Source organism: Psychrobacter sp. 16-MNA-CIBAN-0192 (assembly GCF_040309565.1).
GTDB lineage: Bacteria > Pseudomonadota > Gammaproteobacteria > Pseudomonadales > Moraxellaceae > Psychrobacter.
The window spans coordinates 41669-60140 of the sequence record NZ_JBEOOX010000010.1; the positions used below are offsets into that span (position 1 = coordinate 41669).

Genomic DNA, 18472 nt, shown 5'->3' on the forward strand with positions numbered 1-18472 from the left:
ATTAAACTTAACATATATAAATGAACTAAAGGCACGATTTTTTCGAACCACACACAACGAAAAAGGCTACTCTATAAAGAATAGCCTTTCACCATTAACTATCGAAACTCTACTAACTCACTTGTAACATCGGCTTCAAAAACTCACCCGTATATGAGCCTTTAGCCTCAGCGACTTCTTCCGGTGTACCTTCCGCGATAATCAGTCCACCACCTTTACCGCCTTCAGGACCTAAGTCAATTACCCAATCGGCGGTTTTAATAACATCCAAATTGTGCTCAATCACGATGATGGTATTGCCTTTATCACGCAGCGCATGCAGGATATTAAGCAGCTTAGCGATATCGTGGAAATGCAAACCAGTGGTCGGCTCATCCAAGATATACAGCGTCTGTCCGGTATCCCGTTTTGCCAGTTCACGCGCCAGTTTGACCCGCTGCGCTTCACCGCCCGATAGCGTGGGCGCGGATTGACCCAAGCGAATATAGCTCAGCCCAACTTCCATGAGTGCTTCAAGACGACGATGAATCGCAGGAATCGCAGAGAAGAATTCTGTCGCATCTTCCACGGTCATATCGAGCACATCGGCGATACTTTTGCCTTTATAGAGAATCTCTAAAGTCTCGCGGTTATAGCGTTTGCCTTCACAGCTGTCACACGGCACGTACATATCTGGTAAGAAATGCATCTCAACTTTGATAAGTCCATCGCCTTGACAAGTCTCGCAGCGACCGCCTTTGACGTTAAAGCTAAAGCGACCCGGTTTATAACCACGCGCGCGCGCTTCTACGGTTTGTGCGAACATCTCCCGTACTGGCGTAAAGACGCCAGTATAGGTTGCCGGATTAGAGCGCGGTGTACGACCGATTGGGCTTTGGTCAATATCGACCATTTTATCCAAATGCTCAAGTCCAGTAATGCTGTCATGTTTATCAGCGATTAGCGTTGAGGCATTATTCAGCTGCGTAGCGGCAAGCGGCATTAAGGTGCGGTTAATCAAGGTCGATTTACCCGAACCAGAAACGCCCGTGACACAAGTCATAATGCCAACCGGTATGGTCAAATTCACATCTTGCAAATTATTGCCGATTGCGCCTTTTAATTGGATGGTCATCGGTGCTTTTTTCGGTTTTGCTTTGCCTTCCACTTCAACATCAATCATTTTGGGTTGATGGCGAATCTTCGGCACTTCTATTTTTAATTTGCCCGATAGATATTGTCCGGTTAATGATTCTTTTGATGCCATGATGTCATCGACTGTGCCCTGAGCGATAATATGCCCGCCATGTACGCCTGCACCCACGCCAATATCAATGACGTAATCGGCTTGACGGATGGCATCTTCATCATGCTCAACTACTAATACCGTGTTGCCCAAGTCACGCAGTCGGGTTAGGGTATTTAACAGACGGTCATTATCGCGCTGATGCAAACCAATAGATGGTTCATCAAGCACATACATCACGCCCATAAGTCCCGCACCGATTTGGCTTGCCAAACGAATACGTTGCGCTTCACCACCGGATAAGGTTTCGGCAGAGCGGGCGAGTGATAGATAATCCAATCCCACGCTGACAAGGAAGTTTAAACGCTCGTTAATTTCTTTAAAGATTTTTTCGGCAACTTCGCCTTTATGACCGCCAATTTTTATAGTTTTATAATAATTAGCAGCATCACCGATAGAGAGTTTAACAATCTGAGCGATGGTTTGGTCATCAACGCGCACATTACGTGAGATTTCATTTAGACGTGCGCCATCGCAGACATTACAGGTGGTATCCGCCAAATATTTCGCCAACTCATCACGTACAAGGTTACTTTGCGTTTTGGCGTAACGACGTTCTAAATAAGGCAGCACCCCTTCAAACGGAATGGTTTTATTGCTTTTACGTCCTCGTTCATCGGTAAAGTTAAAGGTGAGTTTTTCTTTACCAGAGCCTTGCATGATTAAATTTTGCTGTTCTTTTGGCAGTGCTTGCCACGGTGCATCCATATCAATGTTGAAATGATTGCAAACGGTTGCTAGTAGACCAAAATAATACGCATGACGCTTATCCCAACCATTAATCGCGCCTTGATTAAGCGATTTTTCATGATGAGTAATCAGCTTTTCTGCCGAAAAATACTGACGTTTACCCAAGCCATCACAAGCGGGACACGCACCATAAGGATTGTTAAAACTAAACATACGTGGCTCAAGCTCAGATACGGCACGATCACAAACTGGACAGCTGTGCTTAGCGGATAGCAATTGGTCGTCGCTACCGCCTTCTTTTGGGTTGCCATCCATATGATGTAAAATCACCAAACCTTGCCCTAAGCGCAGGGCGGTTTCTAAACTTTCGGCAACGCGGTTGCCCAAATCATCTCGTACTTTAAAGCGATCAACGACGACTTCAATCGTATGTTTTTTATTTTTCTCAAGTTCTGGCAGCTCGTCCATATCGTAGACTTGACCGTCAACGCGCACGCGTACAAAACCTTGCCCGACCAGCTGCTCTAGCAATACAGTATGTTCGCCTTTACGCTCACGAATCACGGGCGCTAGAATCATCAGCTTACTGTCTTCGGGCAGCGCCATAACGTGATCGACCATTTCGGTTACGGTTTGTGCGACCATCGGTTCGTTATGTTCGGGGCAAAATGGCGTACCAATACGCGCATATAATAGGCGTAAATAATCGTAAATCTCAGTAATCGTCCCAACTGTTGAGCGCGGATTGTGGTTGGTTGATTTTTGCTCAATAGCGATTGCCGGAGATAAACCCTCGATACTATCGACTTCTGGCTTTTCCATCTGTGATAAAAATTGACGCGCATAAGCAGACAGACTTTCGACATAACGGCGCTGTCCTTCGGCATACAGGGTATCAAATGCTAATGACGATTTACCAGAGCCTGATAAACCTGTAATCACCACGAATTTATCACGTGGAATGTCTATATCAATGTTTTTTAAATTATGCGTGCGTGCGCCGCGTACTGAAATGTGGTCATGTGCCATCGATGATAGGTATCCTATTTGCTAAAAGAATGATCAAAATCAGCATAGTAACTATTAACACTATTTATAAAGATTGAAAATAGTTACAAAATGCTAATTTATAATATAAACAAAAGTTAATTAAATAAATGAGATAAGAACAAAGAATGTTTCATAAAAATATAGCCATGGTAATTTTTTATTGTTAATAATGGCGTGAATCTTATCTTAAGTATAATTACAATTACAATTAAGATAGAAAGCAATAAACGACATTGTTATTACCGTTATAAATAGTAGAGTGGTATGACTATTAAGTTTGATGAGCTATTAATTTTAATGAGCTATTGATTGTTTTAATAAGGGTTTTAACCTAAAGTTTAGGAAGTCGATTAAAAAAAAGCAAAGTTAAGGCTTTTATACATCTCAATCGTTTTTTAATAAGTGTTTCGTATTGTTCTACTTTATTGTTATGGCAGTAGTATTATTCAAGGTATAGACAGAGATAGGATGCACTTGGTAACAAAATTATTGACGTCTAGGTTAGCGTATAGATAGGGCGGCGAGTCGGCGCGCTTAAGCAGATAAAAGTATCGGCAACCAAGTGGCGAATGTTTTATACTGTGGGGCTTGTTTGAGCCGCTTAGCCAAAAAGTGTAGCAACTCCTACCATGATTATGTCTATATAATCATCATAACCATATATCCATAGTCTAGAGCAACCGTCTAAAACGACAGTTTCAAGCAATCAGTAAGCGCGCTAGGCATGGTAACTGTGTGGCGCAATAGCAGATAGAATGTCAGACGTTTAATGATAAATCAGTGAGGCAAATATGAATAGCGTAGAAAAACGGGCAATCTTAGGGGTCGGTGGTATTTTTGCCTTACGAATGATTGGTCTATTTATGATTGTGCCGGTATTTTCTGTCTATGGAAATGACTATACGCATGCAACCCCGTTCCTGATTGGTCTAGCGGTCGGCGTGTATGGGCTCGGACAAGCGATATTTCAGATTCCGATGAGCCTTGCCGCTGATAAATTCCCACGTAAGCCGATTATTATGCTCGGGTTAATATTGTTTGCGATAGGCGGTATTATTGCTGCTAATGCGACCGACATTTACGAGGTGATTATTGGACGGGCGTTGGCAGGTAGTGGTGCAGTATCTGCAGTATTGATGGCGTTACTTGCTGACGTTACCCGTGAAGAAATGCGCACTAAGGCAATGGCAACGATGGGGCTGACGATTGCTACCTCTATTATGTTGGCGTTCGCCTTTGGACCGTTATTGGTCGGCTCGATGGGTATTTCGGGTTTATTTTGGCTGACCGCAGGCTTTGCGGTGTTGGCAATGGTATTACTGCTGGTTGTTCCATCGCCCATGCGTGTACTGAAACATAATCTTGATAATAAATCGATTGGTCAGCAGCTTTCTGATGTGCTAAAAATTGGTGATTTAAACCGCTTACATATTGGTATTTTTGCCCTGCATTTAACCATGACCGCAATTTTTGTTATTCTGCCCCACCAGTTGTCAGAGGTAATGGGTTTAAGCGTTCGTCAGCAAGGCATGATTTATCTGCCATTATTGTTTATTGGCTTTGCCATCGCCATACCCTTTATTATCATTGCTGAAAAGAAACGCAAAATGCGTCAGGTATTCTTAGCGGCTATTGGCTTAATGACTGGCTCGCTGGTGATACTGGCGCTGGGCAGTCATTGGGGCGTGGGTATTATCTTTGGTTTACTGCTGTACTTTATGGGCTTTAACTTATTAGAGGCGACCATCCCATCTTGGATATCCAAACGCGCACCGGTGGCGAATAAAGCGACTGCGATGGGCTTAAATTCCTCTAGTCAGTTTTTTGGGGCGTTTGTGGGCGGGGCGATGGGTGGCTTGCTGCTGAATCAACCCAACCTGTTAGCGTGGGGTATCCTTGCTATTATCATGGCAGCATCGTTACTGTTAATTATCCCGATAGCCGATCCACCGTATTTATCAAGCACCACCGTAACCATCCCAAAAAATATCGATATTCAAGAATGGTCACGGCAAATGCTAGCGATTCAAGGCGTTGATGAATTGGTGGTTATGGCAAAAGAACAAGTGGCTTATCTAAAATTAGACAAGACGCAATTGACTGATAACTCGCGACAAGAGCTGTCGCATTTGGCGCAACGCCCACTAGATATTTAACGAAAATTTGGTTACAGTAAAAGTAGAATAATGAGTAAGATAATTGATATTATGCCCATTATTTATCCAATTTTTGTCACAGTTCATCATGATTACACTTATAAATTATAGAATTATTCATTAAAAAGGACCATATTATGAGCAGTGTTAATAAAGTGATTATCGTTGGTAATCTTGGCGCAGACCCAGAGACTCGTCAATTTAGTAATGGTGGTAGTGTCACTAATATTGCCGTCGCGACTTCTGAGCGTTGGACAGACAAACAAAGCGGCGAAAAACGAGAGTCAACTGAATGGCATAAAATCGCCTTATTCAATCGTTTGGGCGAAATTGCCGCGCAATATCTGCGTAAAGGCAGCAAGGTCTATATTGAAGGCAGCTTGCGTACCAATAAATATCAAGATAAAAATGGTCAAGACCGTTATTCTACTGAAATACGCGCCAATGAGCTGGTGATGCTTGACAGCGCCGGTAGCAATTCAGGCATGGGCAGCAATCAAGGTATGGGTGGCGGTGGCTTTAATAACAACCCAAATGCTCAGCAAAACCCAGGTGGGTATAGTCAGAATAATCAAAACCCAAACCAGCAGAATTACAGTAATTCAGGTGCTAATAATCAAGATTACGGCAATCAAGGTAGTCAAGGTTTTGGCAATCAAGGCGGTGCGCCAAATCAAGGCAACGGCTTTAGTAATAATGCTAATACCTATAATCAACCCAACCAGTTTAATAAGCCAGCTCAAGCGCCATCAACGCCAAAACCAACGGCGATGCCAGATGGTCCGGTAGATGATGATATTCCTTTTTAATTTATACATGAATAAAGAATACTAATTAAAATAAAGAGGAGCTTATATTTATAAGCTCTTTTTTATTGAAAGTTTTAGCATATATAAAGTTAAAAATAAGGCTATCAATAAAGATGACGTTATCAATTTTTTATTATTAAAATCAATAAATAGCTGTAAAAAAGCAAATAAAAGTTGTTTAATCTATTTGGCTAATAATAGCGTCTGACGCTTTTAAAAATTAAAGATACGATTCCTTTGTTTTTTATAATAATAAAATATGCTAGTCTGCTATCGTTATAACCCTTACCTCTATTTTGGGCATTCCAGAATAAGGTTAAATATAAAGTCAATATTTATAAGAGAAACTTTGCACCGTTCTTTTATAGAAACCAAATCAGAGAAGAGACCATTATGACTAACAGCGCTGCTATTAATTTAGAAAGTTTAAACGTAGATGAACTGCGTGCGATTACTGAAACTGCCCAGCAATTGATTCATCAAAAACAGCATCAAAGCTTGTTTGAAGCTTATATTCAATTTGAGCAAATTGCTAAAGAAAGTAACAGTACGATTGAAGAGATTTTAAAAGCCGGTGAAAGTTTAGAGAAAAAACGCAGTATTAAATACCGTAATACAGCTAATAGCGATGAGACGTGGACTGGTCGCGGTCGTAAACCGACATGGTTGGTCGAAGCATTAGCAGCAGGTAGCAAGCTCGAAGATTTTGCTATATAAACGATCTAGGTTGTTTTTAAGTTTTTTTCATAATATGAAAGATGCTTGATAGGATATCAAAATAGAAGCCAGTATCTTAATTATAGATACTGGCTTTTTTGCTGTCATCTTTAGGCAATAGTTTGTTATGATAATGGGATTTTTATTTGTTATAAGAGTAACGTGCCTGTGCCTCAAGTCTCTACTTCGTCTAATAAGTACCCACGTAAGTGGTGGTGGCTGGTTGGAGGTGTATTGTTTCTAGTGTTTGCATTGCTGCAGATGCCAGCGGCGTGGGTGGTCAAAAAATATGCGCCAGACTCAACCTATATCCAGCATGTCTCTGGCAATTTAGGGCATGGCTCTATGATTTGGCAAGTACCGTTAACGGATACGCCGCTTATCGGGTCAGCAAGTTGGACATGGCAGCCATGGCATTTATTGCTTGGGAAAATCGGTGCAGAGGTGGAGGTAAGTACGGGACAGACGCATCTTGATGGTCAAATAAAAGTCGGGCGTGATTCATGGCAAGTGAATGACATGAGCGGTAAAATTGCGCCTGAAACGCTTGCAGGTGTGGTGAAGTGGCAGCTACCCAATGCCCCCATTCAGGTGAATAAAGTGTCATTACAGCGCCAGTCGAGTACAGGTGGCAATACCGATGCAGGTACAAGCGAAAATAATAGCAATGCAGGATTCACTCAAGCTGATGGTCAGCTGACATGGGTGGGCGGTGAGATGGGTTATCCTAGTGGTGGCAACACCTTTTATCTGACCCTGCCACCACTACGAGCACAATTAAGCGCAGAGAAGAAGAGTAATAAAAACTTGCTGCATGTTAATTTATTAAACAATCAGGACAAGCGCTTGGGTGATTTATTTCTTGATGGCGATAATATGCTAGATGTCAGCTTAACCCAGCGCTTATTAGAAAATATGCCGGAATATAAAGGTCAAGCACCGCAAGATACGCCGGTGGTCAGTGTGCGTCAGCCACTATTATCAGGGCTATCAGGTTCAGGGGCGCAGTAGATGCTAACGATGACCCCGCGCTTAAAGCCTATCGTTGAAATTCTTAATCGCTGTTCAGGCTGGCTGCTGCTATTAGCGATTGGCTGGCTGTGCTGGACAGCAGCGCGCTTATTGTGGCTGTTAGTTGCCGCACCGATGGCGCCGACATTGCCACTTATGCCATTACAAAATAATCAAGCAACGACGGACTATAGCGGACTGTATGCGATATTTGCTGACCCAGCGCCTGCAACTGCTGCCGTACAACCGCCGCCCAATGTATTATTAAAAGGCGTGCTACTGGCAGTCCCAGACCGCTTATCGTCTGCTTTGTTAGACGTTAATGGTGAGGTGAAAAATTACCGTATTGGTGATAGCTTACAAAACAGTGGCTATACGTTGGTTGCTGTTGATTGGAATGCAGTGGTTATTGCTGATGCCAATGAGCAACAAACTGTGATTCGTATGGCGGATGCGATAGCGCTTGACCAACGCGGACAGGCAGCAGGTGCCATAGGTAATCAGCGGTTGCCAGACGGCAGTCAAAATATGGCTACGCCCATGCAAAATATACCTATGCAAGAGGGGAAAGTCGATAATAATGCTGGCGCTACGACCGACAATAGCAATCCTGAATCGCCTATTGCTGAAGCAGTCACTGCCTTACAAGAAAATCCGGCAAGCTATCTAAGCCGAATGGGCGTAATGGCATCAGGTGAAGGCTATCAGGTGACCGCAGCAATGCCAGCAGGGGTACGCAGCCGCTTAGGATTAGAGCCGGGTGATAAAGTGCTGTCCGTTAATGGTCAGTCAGTTGGTAATAATCCTACTCAAGATGCTGGATTATTACAACAAGTGCAGCAATCAGGTCAAGCCAAGATAGAGGTGAAGCGTGGCGATAAGGTGATTACTGTAAATCAACAATTTTAGCCCCAAAGCTGCCACGCTGTTTTAAATTTATTTGCTTTATATCTTTTTTAATAATACTTTTCTTTTTAATCGTTAATGTCTATAAAACGCTACATCATAACGAACAAGTCATCTTTTTATCATTATTTTATCTCATTCTATTTTATTCTATGTCGCGTACTATTAGCGACATCACAGTGGGTAATCATCACCATGGTACGTTCGCATAAGTTTTTATTGACGCCTTTATCTCATATTGTGCAGCGCTTGCTTTATATTTGCCGTCCGTTATGTTTGGCGCTGCCACTTTGGGCAGCAACATGCGGGCTTGCCAGTGCGGAGAGTTGGAAAGTCAATCTGCAAGATGCGGATATCAAAGCGTTTATTAATGAAGTGGCGACCATTACCGATCAAAATTTTGTCCTTGATCCGCGTATCAATGGCAACGTAACGGTTATCTCAAATCGTGCTTTATCGCGTGATCAGATTTATGAGCTGTTTTTAAGCGTGATGCAGGTCAATGGTATTGCCGCGATTAAGTCAGGAAATACGACCAAGTTGGTGCCTGATAATGTCGCTAAGCAATCAGGCATTGCGGTAGATTTGCGTGGGGAAACGGTTGGTGAAGAGCTGACCACGCGAGTGATTTATTTAACCAATACCCAAGCGGCAGAAGTTTTAGGCGTTATTCGTCCGCTGATGCCGCAGTCAGCACATGCCGCTGCCGTACCGGGTATCAATGCGTTGGTATTGTCGGATCGGGCGGATAGCCTTAATCAATTGACCGCCTTAATCCGCGATTTAGACAGCAATGTGAATGACAGCTTGCGCGTGATTCCACTGCGTCATGTTGATGCGGAACGTATGATGGATTTAATCAGTGCCCTTGTTGCCAGTGCCGGTAGCGGCGCACAAGGTCAGGGCGGCGACCAGCTAAAAGTCATTGCTGACGCCTCAAGCGATAGGCTGCTGGTCAAAGGTAGCCCTGAGATGATTGCCAAAGTTCAAGATATGGTTAATAAGCTGGATACCACACCCACGCGGCGACTAAGCGGTCTGCGCGTATTCCGTCTTAAATATGCCAGTGCTAATCACATCGCCCAAATGCTACGTGGTTTGCTTGCCAATCAATCTATTAATAGTGCAGGGGCAGCCTCAACGTTAAAATCAGCCTCGCTAAGCAATGCCAGCGCTACAGGATCATCGTTAAATAATGATGCTACATCTGCGCTATTAGACAATCAGCTGGGCAATCAGTCAGCAGTCAGTGCGCCTGCAACAGGCACAAGTGGCTCAGCAGGCGGCAGTAGTGCACGCCCCTTTAGCATCATCGCTGATGAAACTCAAAATTCCGTTATCGTTAATGCCTCACCTGAGCTGATGTTTGAGATTGAAGAAGCCGTTAATCAGCTCGATAACCGCCGCGCTCAAGTACTCATTCAAGCGGCAATCGTTGAGGTATCTGGCGATGATGCCACCCAACTTGGTGTGCAGTGGGCGCTTGGCAATGCCAATAGTGGCTATGGGGTGGTCAACTTTAATAACGTTGGCGCCAGTGCCGTAAACCTTGCTGCCGCCGCATTATCAGGTGGCGCAGGGATTAGCTCAGCGGCAGGCTCTATTGCGGGCGCTCTACTGGGTATCGGTAGCAGTAGTAAAGACAGTAAAGGCAATACTCAGTTTTATGGCGCTATTTTGCAAGCCCTAGACTCAACCACCAGCGCCAACTTATTATCCATGCCGTCTATTTTGACTTTAGATAATGAAAAAGCCAGTATTTTAGTGGGGCAAAACGTCCCCTTTGTGACTGGTTCTTACACCACGGGCAGCGACTCTTCGACCAACCCTTTCCAAACCATTGACCGTAAAGACATTGGTATTAACCTCAACGTTATCCCGCATATTGGCGATAATGGCACCGTACGTTTAGAAGTGTCGCAAGAGGTTTCTTCCGTCGTGCCGAGCAGTATTGGCAATGCCAGCGGTTTGATTACCAATAAAAGCCTAATTAACACCACCATTTTAGCCGATGACCAGCAGACTATCGCGCTGGGCGGTCTCATGCGTGATAACAGCACGACCAGTCAACAAAAAGTGCCGGGTTTAGGCAATGTCCCGTTCATTGGGCGTCTGTTTCGCTCAGATAAAGACAACACCCAAAAAAGTAACTTAATCATCTTTTTACAGCCAACCATTTTACGTGATGGCGGTGCGGTTGCTAGCGTCACCGAGCGTAAATTCAATCAAATGCGCGTGTTGCAATTGGTCATTGATAAAAACGGTACGATTAAGCAGTTGCCGTTAAGTGGCACCGAAGGTTGGGACGGTAAGGTGAGCGCTGATTATGAATTAATGCCGCTGAATCCACTGGTGCCCAAACGCGACCAAACGCCAAGACCGTCTACTAGAGCAAAATCTATCACTAGAGTAGATACTGGTGATTCAGGTATTACTACCTATCCTTTAAGCCGCTAAGTTTATAGGCTAAAGACGTTTGAGGTGTGGGATTATGACTAAGCACAATGATAAAAAATCAGTTAGCAACAATAACTCTAGTAATACTAAATCTAGTAATAATAAGTCTAACAAGCGGACGTGGCTCACGCTCAGCTTGGTGGGCGCCGCGTTATTACTGATTCCAAGGCGCAGTAGTCGGCAAGATAGTGCGTCTATTAATATGGATACAAATAATGTGGATACAAATAATACAAATACAGAAAAGTCCAATAGTAATAACCGCTGTAACCTTTAATCCTGCCAATTCTCGTTAAAGGGTAACTCATTGTGAGCAAAATGATGACGCGCTATATTGGTTCTTCTAAAAAGTAGGGTTTTAAAACAACCGTTCAGACGCGATGACCATACAAATTTGCCCTAATGACAGGCGAGCTTCACTATATGATTATAGATATTTTATTGATATAGTCATTACTATGACCACCAAAATCCGTCGCCCAGTTGCAGCAAAACCGTCTTTTTTGTTACCCACGCTACCCATAGTGATAATCAGTATGATAGCTGTGGCAACCCTAATAGGCTGTCAACCACCGCCTGTTGAACCATCAGCACCTGCTATCCAAGATATGAAGACCCCACCACATACTGAGGTGCCGGTTATCATCGAGTCAATGTCTGCGCCTAACTATATAGAGCCTGCTTCTATCGCCGCTATAAATATAGCCAACCAGCAAACCATTGCCCAGCAGCCACATTGCGATGCCGTGCAGTCTCATTGCCAGTATTTTGAGTTAAACGTTCTAATTTTTACGCCTGAGCAGCCTTGGCTGACGACGATTATGTGGCAAACTATCGCGCGCGTCATTGCACCAGAGACACCGCTGGCAAGCCAAGGTGAAGCTGCTAAAAAAACCGTATTAAAACTGTTTAAACAAGTCGAATATGCTGAACAAGTGGTCGATACTTTACCCTTATATCAACGTATTGACAGTACTTTGGTGCTAAACTCTGCTCATAATAGCTCTGTTGCTACCGGCTATTTGCGAATACGAGCAACCCAACAACGAGATAGTCAGCTGACAGATAGCGTGCGTCAAAATAGCAAAAATCAAGAGCAGCTTAGCTACGTTATGCTTGATATGCAAAAAAAGCTAAGGTTAACTATTAGCGATATACTTCTGCCAAATATAACAACGGCGCAGCTGATGCAGGTATTTAAGCCTGCCAAACAAAGCTGGGTAAAAGCTAAAGGCAATCAGCCAAACAATCAATATCTAGCAGGTGCCGAGCAAAACTATATGACGGATTGGGAAATTCCCTTAGCACGGCAGTGGTATCTTGATAATAAAGGACTGCATATGGTCTATCAATCGGGGGAGTTGCTTGCGATGCAGACAGAGGTTGTCGATATGGTTGTCCCATATTCTGCCTTGTACGGGCTTATACAGCCGCACTATATTGTTGCTGATTGACCTTTTATTCTTGAGTATTAATGAGCGCCTGTCCATGACGGAGCGCAAAAATCATCGTTTATCCAACGCCTTTTGGTAGTGCTAAAGTAGTAGTGCTAAAGTTAGGCGCTTTGTTCATAGTGTTTGTTGATAAGTGAAACAAAATAGGCGTGTTATGATTCTAAACACTTCGCTAGAAATAAAGGATGACACATCGCTATTATTGTCATCCAAATGGTCTGCTACATTGCCTTTGATTGATACCCACACCCATTTTGATGCGCCGGTATTTGATGCTGATAGAATGATACAAGCACAGCAAGCGTATGGGCGGGGGGTACGGCATCTAATATTGGTTGGCTATGTTGCCCGTCATTTTGAGCGCTTATACGAGACTCAGCGCCTATTAGCGCAACAGAAGATAATCCAACCAGCAGTACCGCAAACGCATATTGCGGTAGGATTGCACCCTTTTTATAGTGACCAGCATACCGAAGAGCATTTATCACAAATGGCGCAGCTTATACAACAGCGCCGTCCGTTAGCCATTGGTGAGATTGGCTTAGATACGTTTACCGCCGCCATGAAACAGCCTCATATGCTGGCAAAGCAGCAGTATTTTTTTAAGGCACAATTGGATATGGCGGTGCAGCATCAGTTGCCGGTCATGTTACATATCCGTAAAGCTCATGCTGAGGCGTTAGCGCTTATAAAGGCGCATGATTATGATGCGCAAGTACTTGGCGGTATTGCCCATAGCTTTAGTGGCGGTGAGCAAGAGGCGAAAGCTTTTGTCAAATTGGGCTTTAAGCTTGGCGTGACTGGTCAAATAACCAATCCCAATGCCAAAAAACTACGCCGTGCTATTTGTGCTGCAGTGGCAGAATATGGTGTAAAATGCTTGGTTATTGAGACAGATTGTCCTGATATGACGCCCGTTATGTGTCAGACTTCAAGCCATCATGCGTCCGCTCTAGGGCAGGACACGGATAATGAATGGCATGGGGCAGAAGGTCACAATCGTAATGTCCCGAGTAATTTACCTTGGGTGCTACTCACGTTAAGTGAGTTACTAGATATTGCGCCAGCTGACCTTGCCCGGCAATTGTGGCAAAATAGCTGTGATGCGCTGCAAGTAGACTGGGACTATCTTGAGCGTTATGATTCATAAACTAACCATATTTTATAGTAGAGTGCTATCTTGCCTATGAGCCATTCACCAACGACTGATTTATCCGCTACCAATTCTAGTGTTGATGCTAATACTGACACTACTACTGATGCAGGCGCTACCGATGACATGCAATACCAGCGCCGCTTTCAGGGGACGCAAACCTTATATGGACATGCGACTGTGGATGTTTTTGCCGCAGCGCATGTGATTGTGATTGGCATTGGTGGGGTCGGATCTTGGGTGGCTGAAGGACTGGCACGCACCGCCGTTGGTACGATAACCTTGATTGATTTAGACGTGTTGGTCGCCTCCAATGTCAATCGGCAGCTGCCTGCGCTTGATAGTACTTTTGGGCAAAGTAAGATTGCCGCGATGGGTCAGCGTATGGCACAGATTAACCCACGTCTTAGCTTACATTTGGTAGACGATTTTTTGACCCCAGACAATGTCGCAACCTTACTACCGAATCGCGCCACAGCAAAAGTGGCAGCGGCAGCAAATCGCCCTATTATTATTTTAGACTGTGTCGATGATATGCAGGCAAAGCTTGCAATTGCGCTGCATTGCCGATTTAATAAACTTAAGTTAATTTGCGCAGGCGGTGCAGGGGGCAAGATTGATCCGCGTCACATTACCGTTAGCGACTTAAAAGACAGCTATCAAGATCCATTATTGGCAAGGCTACGAACCAAGCTGCGGGTCGATAAGGGTATCAATAGCGAATTAAAAGAAAAATTTGGCATCAAATGTGTGTATTCGACAGAGCCGCCTAAAGTAAACAAGGGTTGTCAAGTTGGCGGATTACACTGCGGTGGTTATGGATCGGCGGTCACGGTGACGTCAGTGGTAGCAATGATTATGGTAAGTGAGGCGTTACAGATGCTGATGCAGCATGCTGAAAACTCGCTTATTTCGCCTTGATTTAGGGAGATAATATTGGATACTTATGCTTATCCAATAGCGGACGACGAATTTGCGCGTATCGCTATGCTAAAAGAATATCAAGTACTCAATACCAATGAGGAACCCGCCTTTGCCCGTTTGACCGAATTGGTACAATTGTTTTTTGGTACGCCGATAGTGACCATTACCTTTTTAGATAAAGACACCCAGTACCTTAAATCGCCGCGTGGTCTTGGTGATGCCTGTACTACCACACGTGAGGCGTCCATTTGTAATTATACTATTTTGTCCGATGACTTGTTTTTAGTGCCAGATTTGGCGATTGATAAGCGCTTTATCAATCATCCTGCTGTCAGTGAAGACCCTTATTTGCGTTTTTATGCCGGTGTGCCAATTATCCTACATGAAAAAGATAAAGCATATCGTTTGGGGTCATTGTGCCTGGTTGATACCAAGCCCAATCATAATTTTAGTGACGAGCAAGCTGAATTATTAAAAAAATTTGCAGCGATAGCCGCCGATGCCTTGAAGTTACAAAAAAGCCAGCGTATCGCTAAATATGCTAATCAGATGAAGTCCGAATTCTTAGCCAATATGAGCCATGAGATTCGCACACCAATGAATGGTATTGTGGGTATGCTCGATATGCTAACTGAGACACCGCTCAGTTGCGAGCAACAAGAGTATGTAGATAATATTCAACTATCAAGTGAGCACCTATTAGCGGTGATTAATGGCATCTTGGACTTGTCTCGAGTTGAGTCTGGGCAAATGATTATCGATGCGGTGCCCATGAACTTGTCGGTACTGTGTCATGAAGTGATTGACTTATTTGCTGCAAAAGCCCGTCAGCGCGGGGTGATATTAGACTATCATTATACCGAATCCTTATCGCCTTATGTTCAAGGGGATCCGGTGCGCCTAAAGCAAGTGTTAGCCAATTTGGTCAATAATGCCATCAAGTTCACCCGTGAAGGCGGACAGGTGATTATTGATGTTCGGCACATACCACAGTGTCAATGCGTGCCTTGTGGAGAGCACGATGATAAAGATAATGTAAATCGCGATATTACCGATAGTACCGATATTAGCGACACGCAGCATAGCGACACGCAGCATAGCGACAGTGAGGTTTTGACGGACTGCCAAGATATGACCTTATGTATCAGGGTATCGGATACTGGCGTTGGTATTAAGCCTGAGTCTTTAGGAGTGATATTTGATGCCTACAACCAAGCCAATAAATCCACCCATCGACTATATGGTGGTACAGGGCTTGGCTTGTCAGTTTGTAAGTCTTTGGTTGAGCTGATGGGCGGCTATATTTGGGCGGACAGTGTGGTAGATGTTGGCACAACTTTTCATGTGCTCTTACCCTTAGCGACCCTTGATGAGGCAGAATATGACGTTTGGGACTATTCTGAGCGTATCGAGCCTGAGGCGGCTGCACAAAATGTGGGTCATGTGCTATTGGTCGAAGATGATACGGTCAATGCAATTATTGCCAAAAAAGCGCTAGAGAGTAGTGGGCATACTGTGACCCACGTCACTGATGGTCAGCAGGCAGTAGATGCTTTTATTGCCGCGCCTAAACGTTATGATTTGATTTTGATGGATCACTATATGCCGATTATGGATGGCATGCAGGCAACCATTAGATTGCATGAGCTGTATGCGGCAAGCAGCTTACCACCGATTATCGCGCTGACCGCCAATGCGATGGACGGCGAGCGGGAAAAATATCTGCAAGTTGGGATGCAGGATTATTGTACTAAGCCCTTTAAAAAAGAGCAGCTAAACTCCTTGGTACAATATTGGCTGATGTATAAGCAAGCCATGCAAGAATAAGGCGCAAGCAGAGAGGGTAGAGGACTTAACGGATAAATAACTGTGTTAATGAATCACCGAATTAATAATACCAAGTTCCTAAATCTAAAAAAGCTCAATCTGATTATAGATTGAGCTTTTTTTAATATCATTAAACAAGGGTAGCTAAAAAATAGCAGCGTTGAGCTATTGGCTCACGCGCGTTTGATAGTCACCGGTACGGGTATCTACGCGTACCACTTCGCCTTGCTGTACAAATAAGGGCACACGTACCACAGCACCGGTCTCTAATGTGGCAGGCTTGCCGCCGCCGCCTGAGGTATCACCGCGCAAGCCAGGATCAGTTTCTGTGATTTGTAATTCAACAAAGTTTGGTGGAGTGATGGTCAGTGGCACCCCATTAAACAAGGTAATGGTACATAAGGCATTGCTATCGTCTTTTAGCCATTTGATCGCATCGGCAACCGCTGTTTTATCCGCTTGCAACTGCTCATAGCTTTCAGGGTGCATAAAGTGCCAAAACTCACCATCGTTATACAGATAGTTCATTTCTGTATCCATCACATCCGCAGCTTCCAAGCTCTCGCCTGATTTAAACGTTTGCTCAAGCACCCGACCGCTGCGTAGATTGCGCATTTTAACGCGGTTAAAGGCTTGACCCTTACCCGGCTTTACAAATTCGTTTTCGACGATGGAATAAGGGTTGCCGTCAAGCATTACTTTTAAACCGGCTTTAAATTCGTTAGTAGAAAAACTTGCCACAAAAAGACTCCTAAGGGTTGCTGGTAATGGTATGAGCCCACCAGTATGAGAGTAAGTTCATCATTATCAGAGTAAATTCATCATGAATTATCGTTGTGCCACCAAACATAAACGCGTGTACAGGGTGCGACCATCATATCAGTAATAAATAGGGTTGAATGATGAAGTTTGGCATGTTTTGATAGAGGGTGGACGAACAGCGTATAATGTTGCCTTTTAGGCATACGTCATAGGCTGTCATGATAAACCATTTAATCACACAAAAAAACTGGCAAACACAATTATCCGAGGCTATTACCTCTGTTGATGAGTTGCTGTCTATCCTTGAGTTACCGCATTTAAAATCGACGACCTATCTATCCAAGCATTTTGAGCTGCGCGTGCCGCGTGCGTTTGTGGCAAAAATGACTGTGGGCGATGCCAATGATCCACTATTAAAACAAGTATTACCTGATGAACAAGAGCAAATCAAGGTCACCGGCTATGTTACTGATCCCTTAGCAGAAAATGCGCAAAATCCTATCAAAGGCATGCTACACAAGTATGAGTCACGCGTATTACTCACGCTGACAGGTGCTTGTGCCATTCACTGCCGTTACTGCTTTCGCCAGCATTTTGACTATAGCGCTAATATGCCAACGCCAAAGGCGCAAGCCGATATTATTGACTATATTACTGCCCATCCTGACATTAATGAGGTGATTTTAAGCGGTGGCGACCCGTTAAATGTCACCAACCGCCGCCTATTTGCATGGCTTGAGCTGTTAGAAGCCATTCCGCAACTGACCATCATCCGCTTGCATACGCGCCTGCCTATCGTGATACCTGAGCGCCTAGATGATGAGCTGATTAACCGATTGGCACAGAGTCGCTGCCAAATCGTTATGGTCATTCACTGTAACCATGCTAATGAGATTGATGAGCCAACGGCGCGCGCGTTACACAAAGCTCGACTAGCGGGCATTACCTTACTCAATCAAACCGTATTATTAGCCGGTATTAATGACAGTGTTCCAGTACAAGTGGCACTCAGCCAGCGCCTATTTAGTGCCGGTGTGCTGCCTTATTATTTGCATGTCTTGGACAAGGTAGCAGGTGCCGCCCACTTTGATTGCGACGAACGGGCAGCGTGCGCGCTTTATTGGTCGTTACTGGCGGCACTGCCCGGCTATTTAATGCCAAAATTGGTCAAAGAGGTGCCGAATAGACCATTTAAGGTGCCGGTTGACATTTACAAATCGCGTTAGAGACGTCACTATTATATAAACAGAATATTATTTAGTGTTGCTATG

The 18472-nt window shown here is 44.2% G+C and carries 14 protein-coding genes; 12 read left to right on the plus strand and 2 right to left on the minus strand.

What is annotated here, in order from left to right; translation table 11 throughout:
* Positions 1 to 112: 112 nt before the first annotated feature.
* Entirely contained in the window at positions 113 to 3004 is a 2892-nt protein-coding gene (uvrA, locus tag AAEY78_RS09070) for an excinuclease ABC subunit UvrA (RefSeq protein WP_352339025.1), read from the minus strand.
* 812 nt (positions 3005 to 3816) lie between these two features.
* Between uvrA and AAEY78_RS09075 the strand changes: the two genes are divergently transcribed.
* The 11 genes from AAEY78_RS09075 to AAEY78_RS09125 all read left to right on the plus strand — a co-directional run bounded on the left by AAEY78_RS09075 (position 3817) and on the right by AAEY78_RS09125 (position 16439).
* A complete protein-coding gene (locus AAEY78_RS09075; RefSeq protein ID WP_352339026.1) occupies positions 3817 to 5181 on the plus strand; it encodes an MFS transporter in 1365 nt (454 codons plus the stop codon).
* A 137-nt stretch (positions 5182 to 5318) separates the two neighbouring features.
* On the plus strand, positions 5319 to 5990 hold the full coding sequence (gene ssb / locus AAEY78_RS09080; protein ID WP_352339027.1) for a single-stranded DNA-binding protein: 672 nt from the start codon (positions 5319 to 5321) through the stop codon (positions 5988 to 5990).
* 393 nt (positions 5991 to 6383) lie between these two features.
* On the plus strand, positions 6384 to 6707 hold the full coding sequence (locus AAEY78_RS09085) for an H-NS histone family protein (protein ID WP_352339028.1): 324 nt from the start codon (positions 6384 to 6386) through the stop codon (positions 6705 to 6707).
* Between the two features lie 162 nt (positions 6708 to 6869).
* Positions 6870 to 7718: a type II secretion system protein N gene (gspN, locus tag AAEY78_RS09090; protein ID WP_352339029.1), complete on the plus strand. Its 849-nt coding sequence runs from the start codon at positions 6870 to 6872 to the stop codon at positions 7716 to 7718.
* A complete protein-coding gene (locus tag AAEY78_RS09095; protein ID WP_352339030.1) occupies positions 7719 to 8627 on the plus strand; it encodes a PDZ domain-containing protein in 909 nt (302 codons plus the stop codon). It abuts the gene before it with no gap.
* Between the two features lie 192 nt (positions 8628 to 8819).
* A complete protein-coding gene (gene gspD, locus AAEY78_RS09100; RefSeq protein ID WP_352339031.1) occupies positions 8820 to 11081 on the plus strand; it encodes a type II secretion system secretin GspD in 2262 nt (753 codons plus the stop codon).
* A gap of 34 nt (positions 11082 to 11115) precedes the next feature.
* On the plus strand, positions 11116 to 11358 hold the full coding sequence (locus tag AAEY78_RS09105; RefSeq protein WP_352339032.1) for a hypothetical protein: 243 nt from the start codon (positions 11116 to 11118) through the stop codon (positions 11356 to 11358).
* 181 nt (positions 11359 to 11539) lie between these two features.
* Positions 11540 to 12535, plus strand: a complete 996-nt coding sequence (locus AAEY78_RS09110; RefSeq protein WP_352339033.1) for a hypothetical protein — start codon at positions 11540 to 11542, stop codon at positions 12533 to 12535.
* Positions 12536 to 12689: 154 nt separating this feature from the next.
* Positions 12690 to 13685, plus strand: a complete 996-nt coding sequence (locus tag AAEY78_RS09115) for a TatD family hydrolase (RefSeq protein WP_352339034.1) — start codon at positions 12690 to 12692, stop codon at positions 13683 to 13685.
* 129 nt (positions 13686 to 13814) lie between these two features.
* On the plus strand, positions 13815 to 14609 hold the full coding sequence (locus AAEY78_RS09120; RefSeq protein ID WP_352339066.1) for a tRNA threonylcarbamoyladenosine dehydratase: 795 nt from the start codon (positions 13815 to 13817) through the stop codon (positions 14607 to 14609).
* Positions 14610 to 14675: 66 nt separating this feature from the next.
* Complete coding sequence (locus tag AAEY78_RS09125; protein ID WP_502943730.1) at positions 14676 to 16439, plus strand: GAF domain-containing hybrid sensor histidine kinase/response regulator; 1764 nt, start codon at positions 14676 to 14678, stop codon at positions 16437 to 16439.
* A 165-nt stretch (positions 16440 to 16604) separates the two neighbouring features.
* On the opposite strand, the gene efp is transcribed toward AAEY78_RS09125, so the two are convergent.
* Positions 16605 to 17180 (minus strand): elongation factor P, encoded by a 576-nt coding sequence (efp, locus tag AAEY78_RS09130; protein WP_352339036.1) that lies wholly within the window; start codon positions 17178 to 17180, stop codon positions 16605 to 16607.
* Between the two features lie 239 nt (positions 17181 to 17419).
* Here efp and epmB point away from each other — a divergent pair, with 239 nt between their 5' ends.
* The gene (gene epmB / locus AAEY78_RS09135) at positions 17420 to 18427 is read left to right on the plus strand and encodes an EF-P beta-lysylation protein EpmB (RefSeq protein WP_352339037.1); all 1008 of its coding nucleotides are present in this window, start codon (positions 17420 to 17422) and stop codon (positions 18425 to 18427) included.
* Positions 18428 to 18472: the final 45 nt, after the last annotated feature.

Excerpts from the sequence above, each read along its gene's own strand:
- gspD (WP_352339031.1), top strand. The coding sequence starts at position 8,820 with ATGGTACGTTCGCATAAGTTTTTATTGACGCCTTTATCTCATATTGTG.
- AAEY78_RS09125 (WP_502943730.1), top strand. The coding sequence starts at position 14,676 with ATGCTAAAAGAATATCAAGTACTCAATACCAATGAGGAACCCGCCTTT.
- AAEY78_RS09120 (WP_352339066.1), top strand. The coding sequence starts at position 13,815 with ATGCAATACCAGCGCCGCTTTCAGGGGACGCAAACCTTATATGGACAT.
- AAEY78_RS09115 (WP_352339034.1), top strand. The coding sequence starts at position 12,690 with ATGATTCTAAACACTTCGCTAGAAATAAAGGATGACACATCGCTATTA.
- AAEY78_RS09085 (WP_352339028.1), top strand. The coding sequence starts at position 6,384 with ATGACTAACAGCGCTGCTATTAATTTAGAAAGTTTAAACGTAGATGAA.
- epmB (WP_352339037.1), top strand. The coding sequence starts at position 17,420 with ATGATAAACCATTTAATCACACAAAAAAACTGGCAAACACAATTATCC.
- ssb (WP_352339027.1), top strand. The coding sequence starts at position 5,319 with ATGAGCAGTGTTAATAAAGTGATTATCGTTGGTAATCTTGGCGCAGAC.
- uvrA (WP_352339025.1), bottom strand. The coding sequence starts at position 3,004 with ATGGCACATGACCACATTTCAGTACGCGGCGCACGCACGCATAATTTA.
- AAEY78_RS09095 (WP_352339030.1), top strand. The coding sequence starts at position 7,719 with ATGCTAACGATGACCCCGCGCTTAAAGCCTATCGTTGAAATTCTTAAT.
- AAEY78_RS09105 (WP_352339032.1), top strand. The coding sequence starts at position 11,116 with ATGACTAAGCACAATGATAAAAAATCAGTTAGCAACAATAACTCTAGT.
- AAEY78_RS09075 (WP_352339026.1), top strand. The coding sequence starts at position 3,817 with ATGAATAGCGTAGAAAAACGGGCAATCTTAGGGGTCGGTGGTATTTTT.
- AAEY78_RS09110 (WP_352339033.1), top strand. The coding sequence starts at position 11,540 with ATGACCACCAAAATCCGTCGCCCAGTTGCAGCAAAACCGTCTTTTTTG.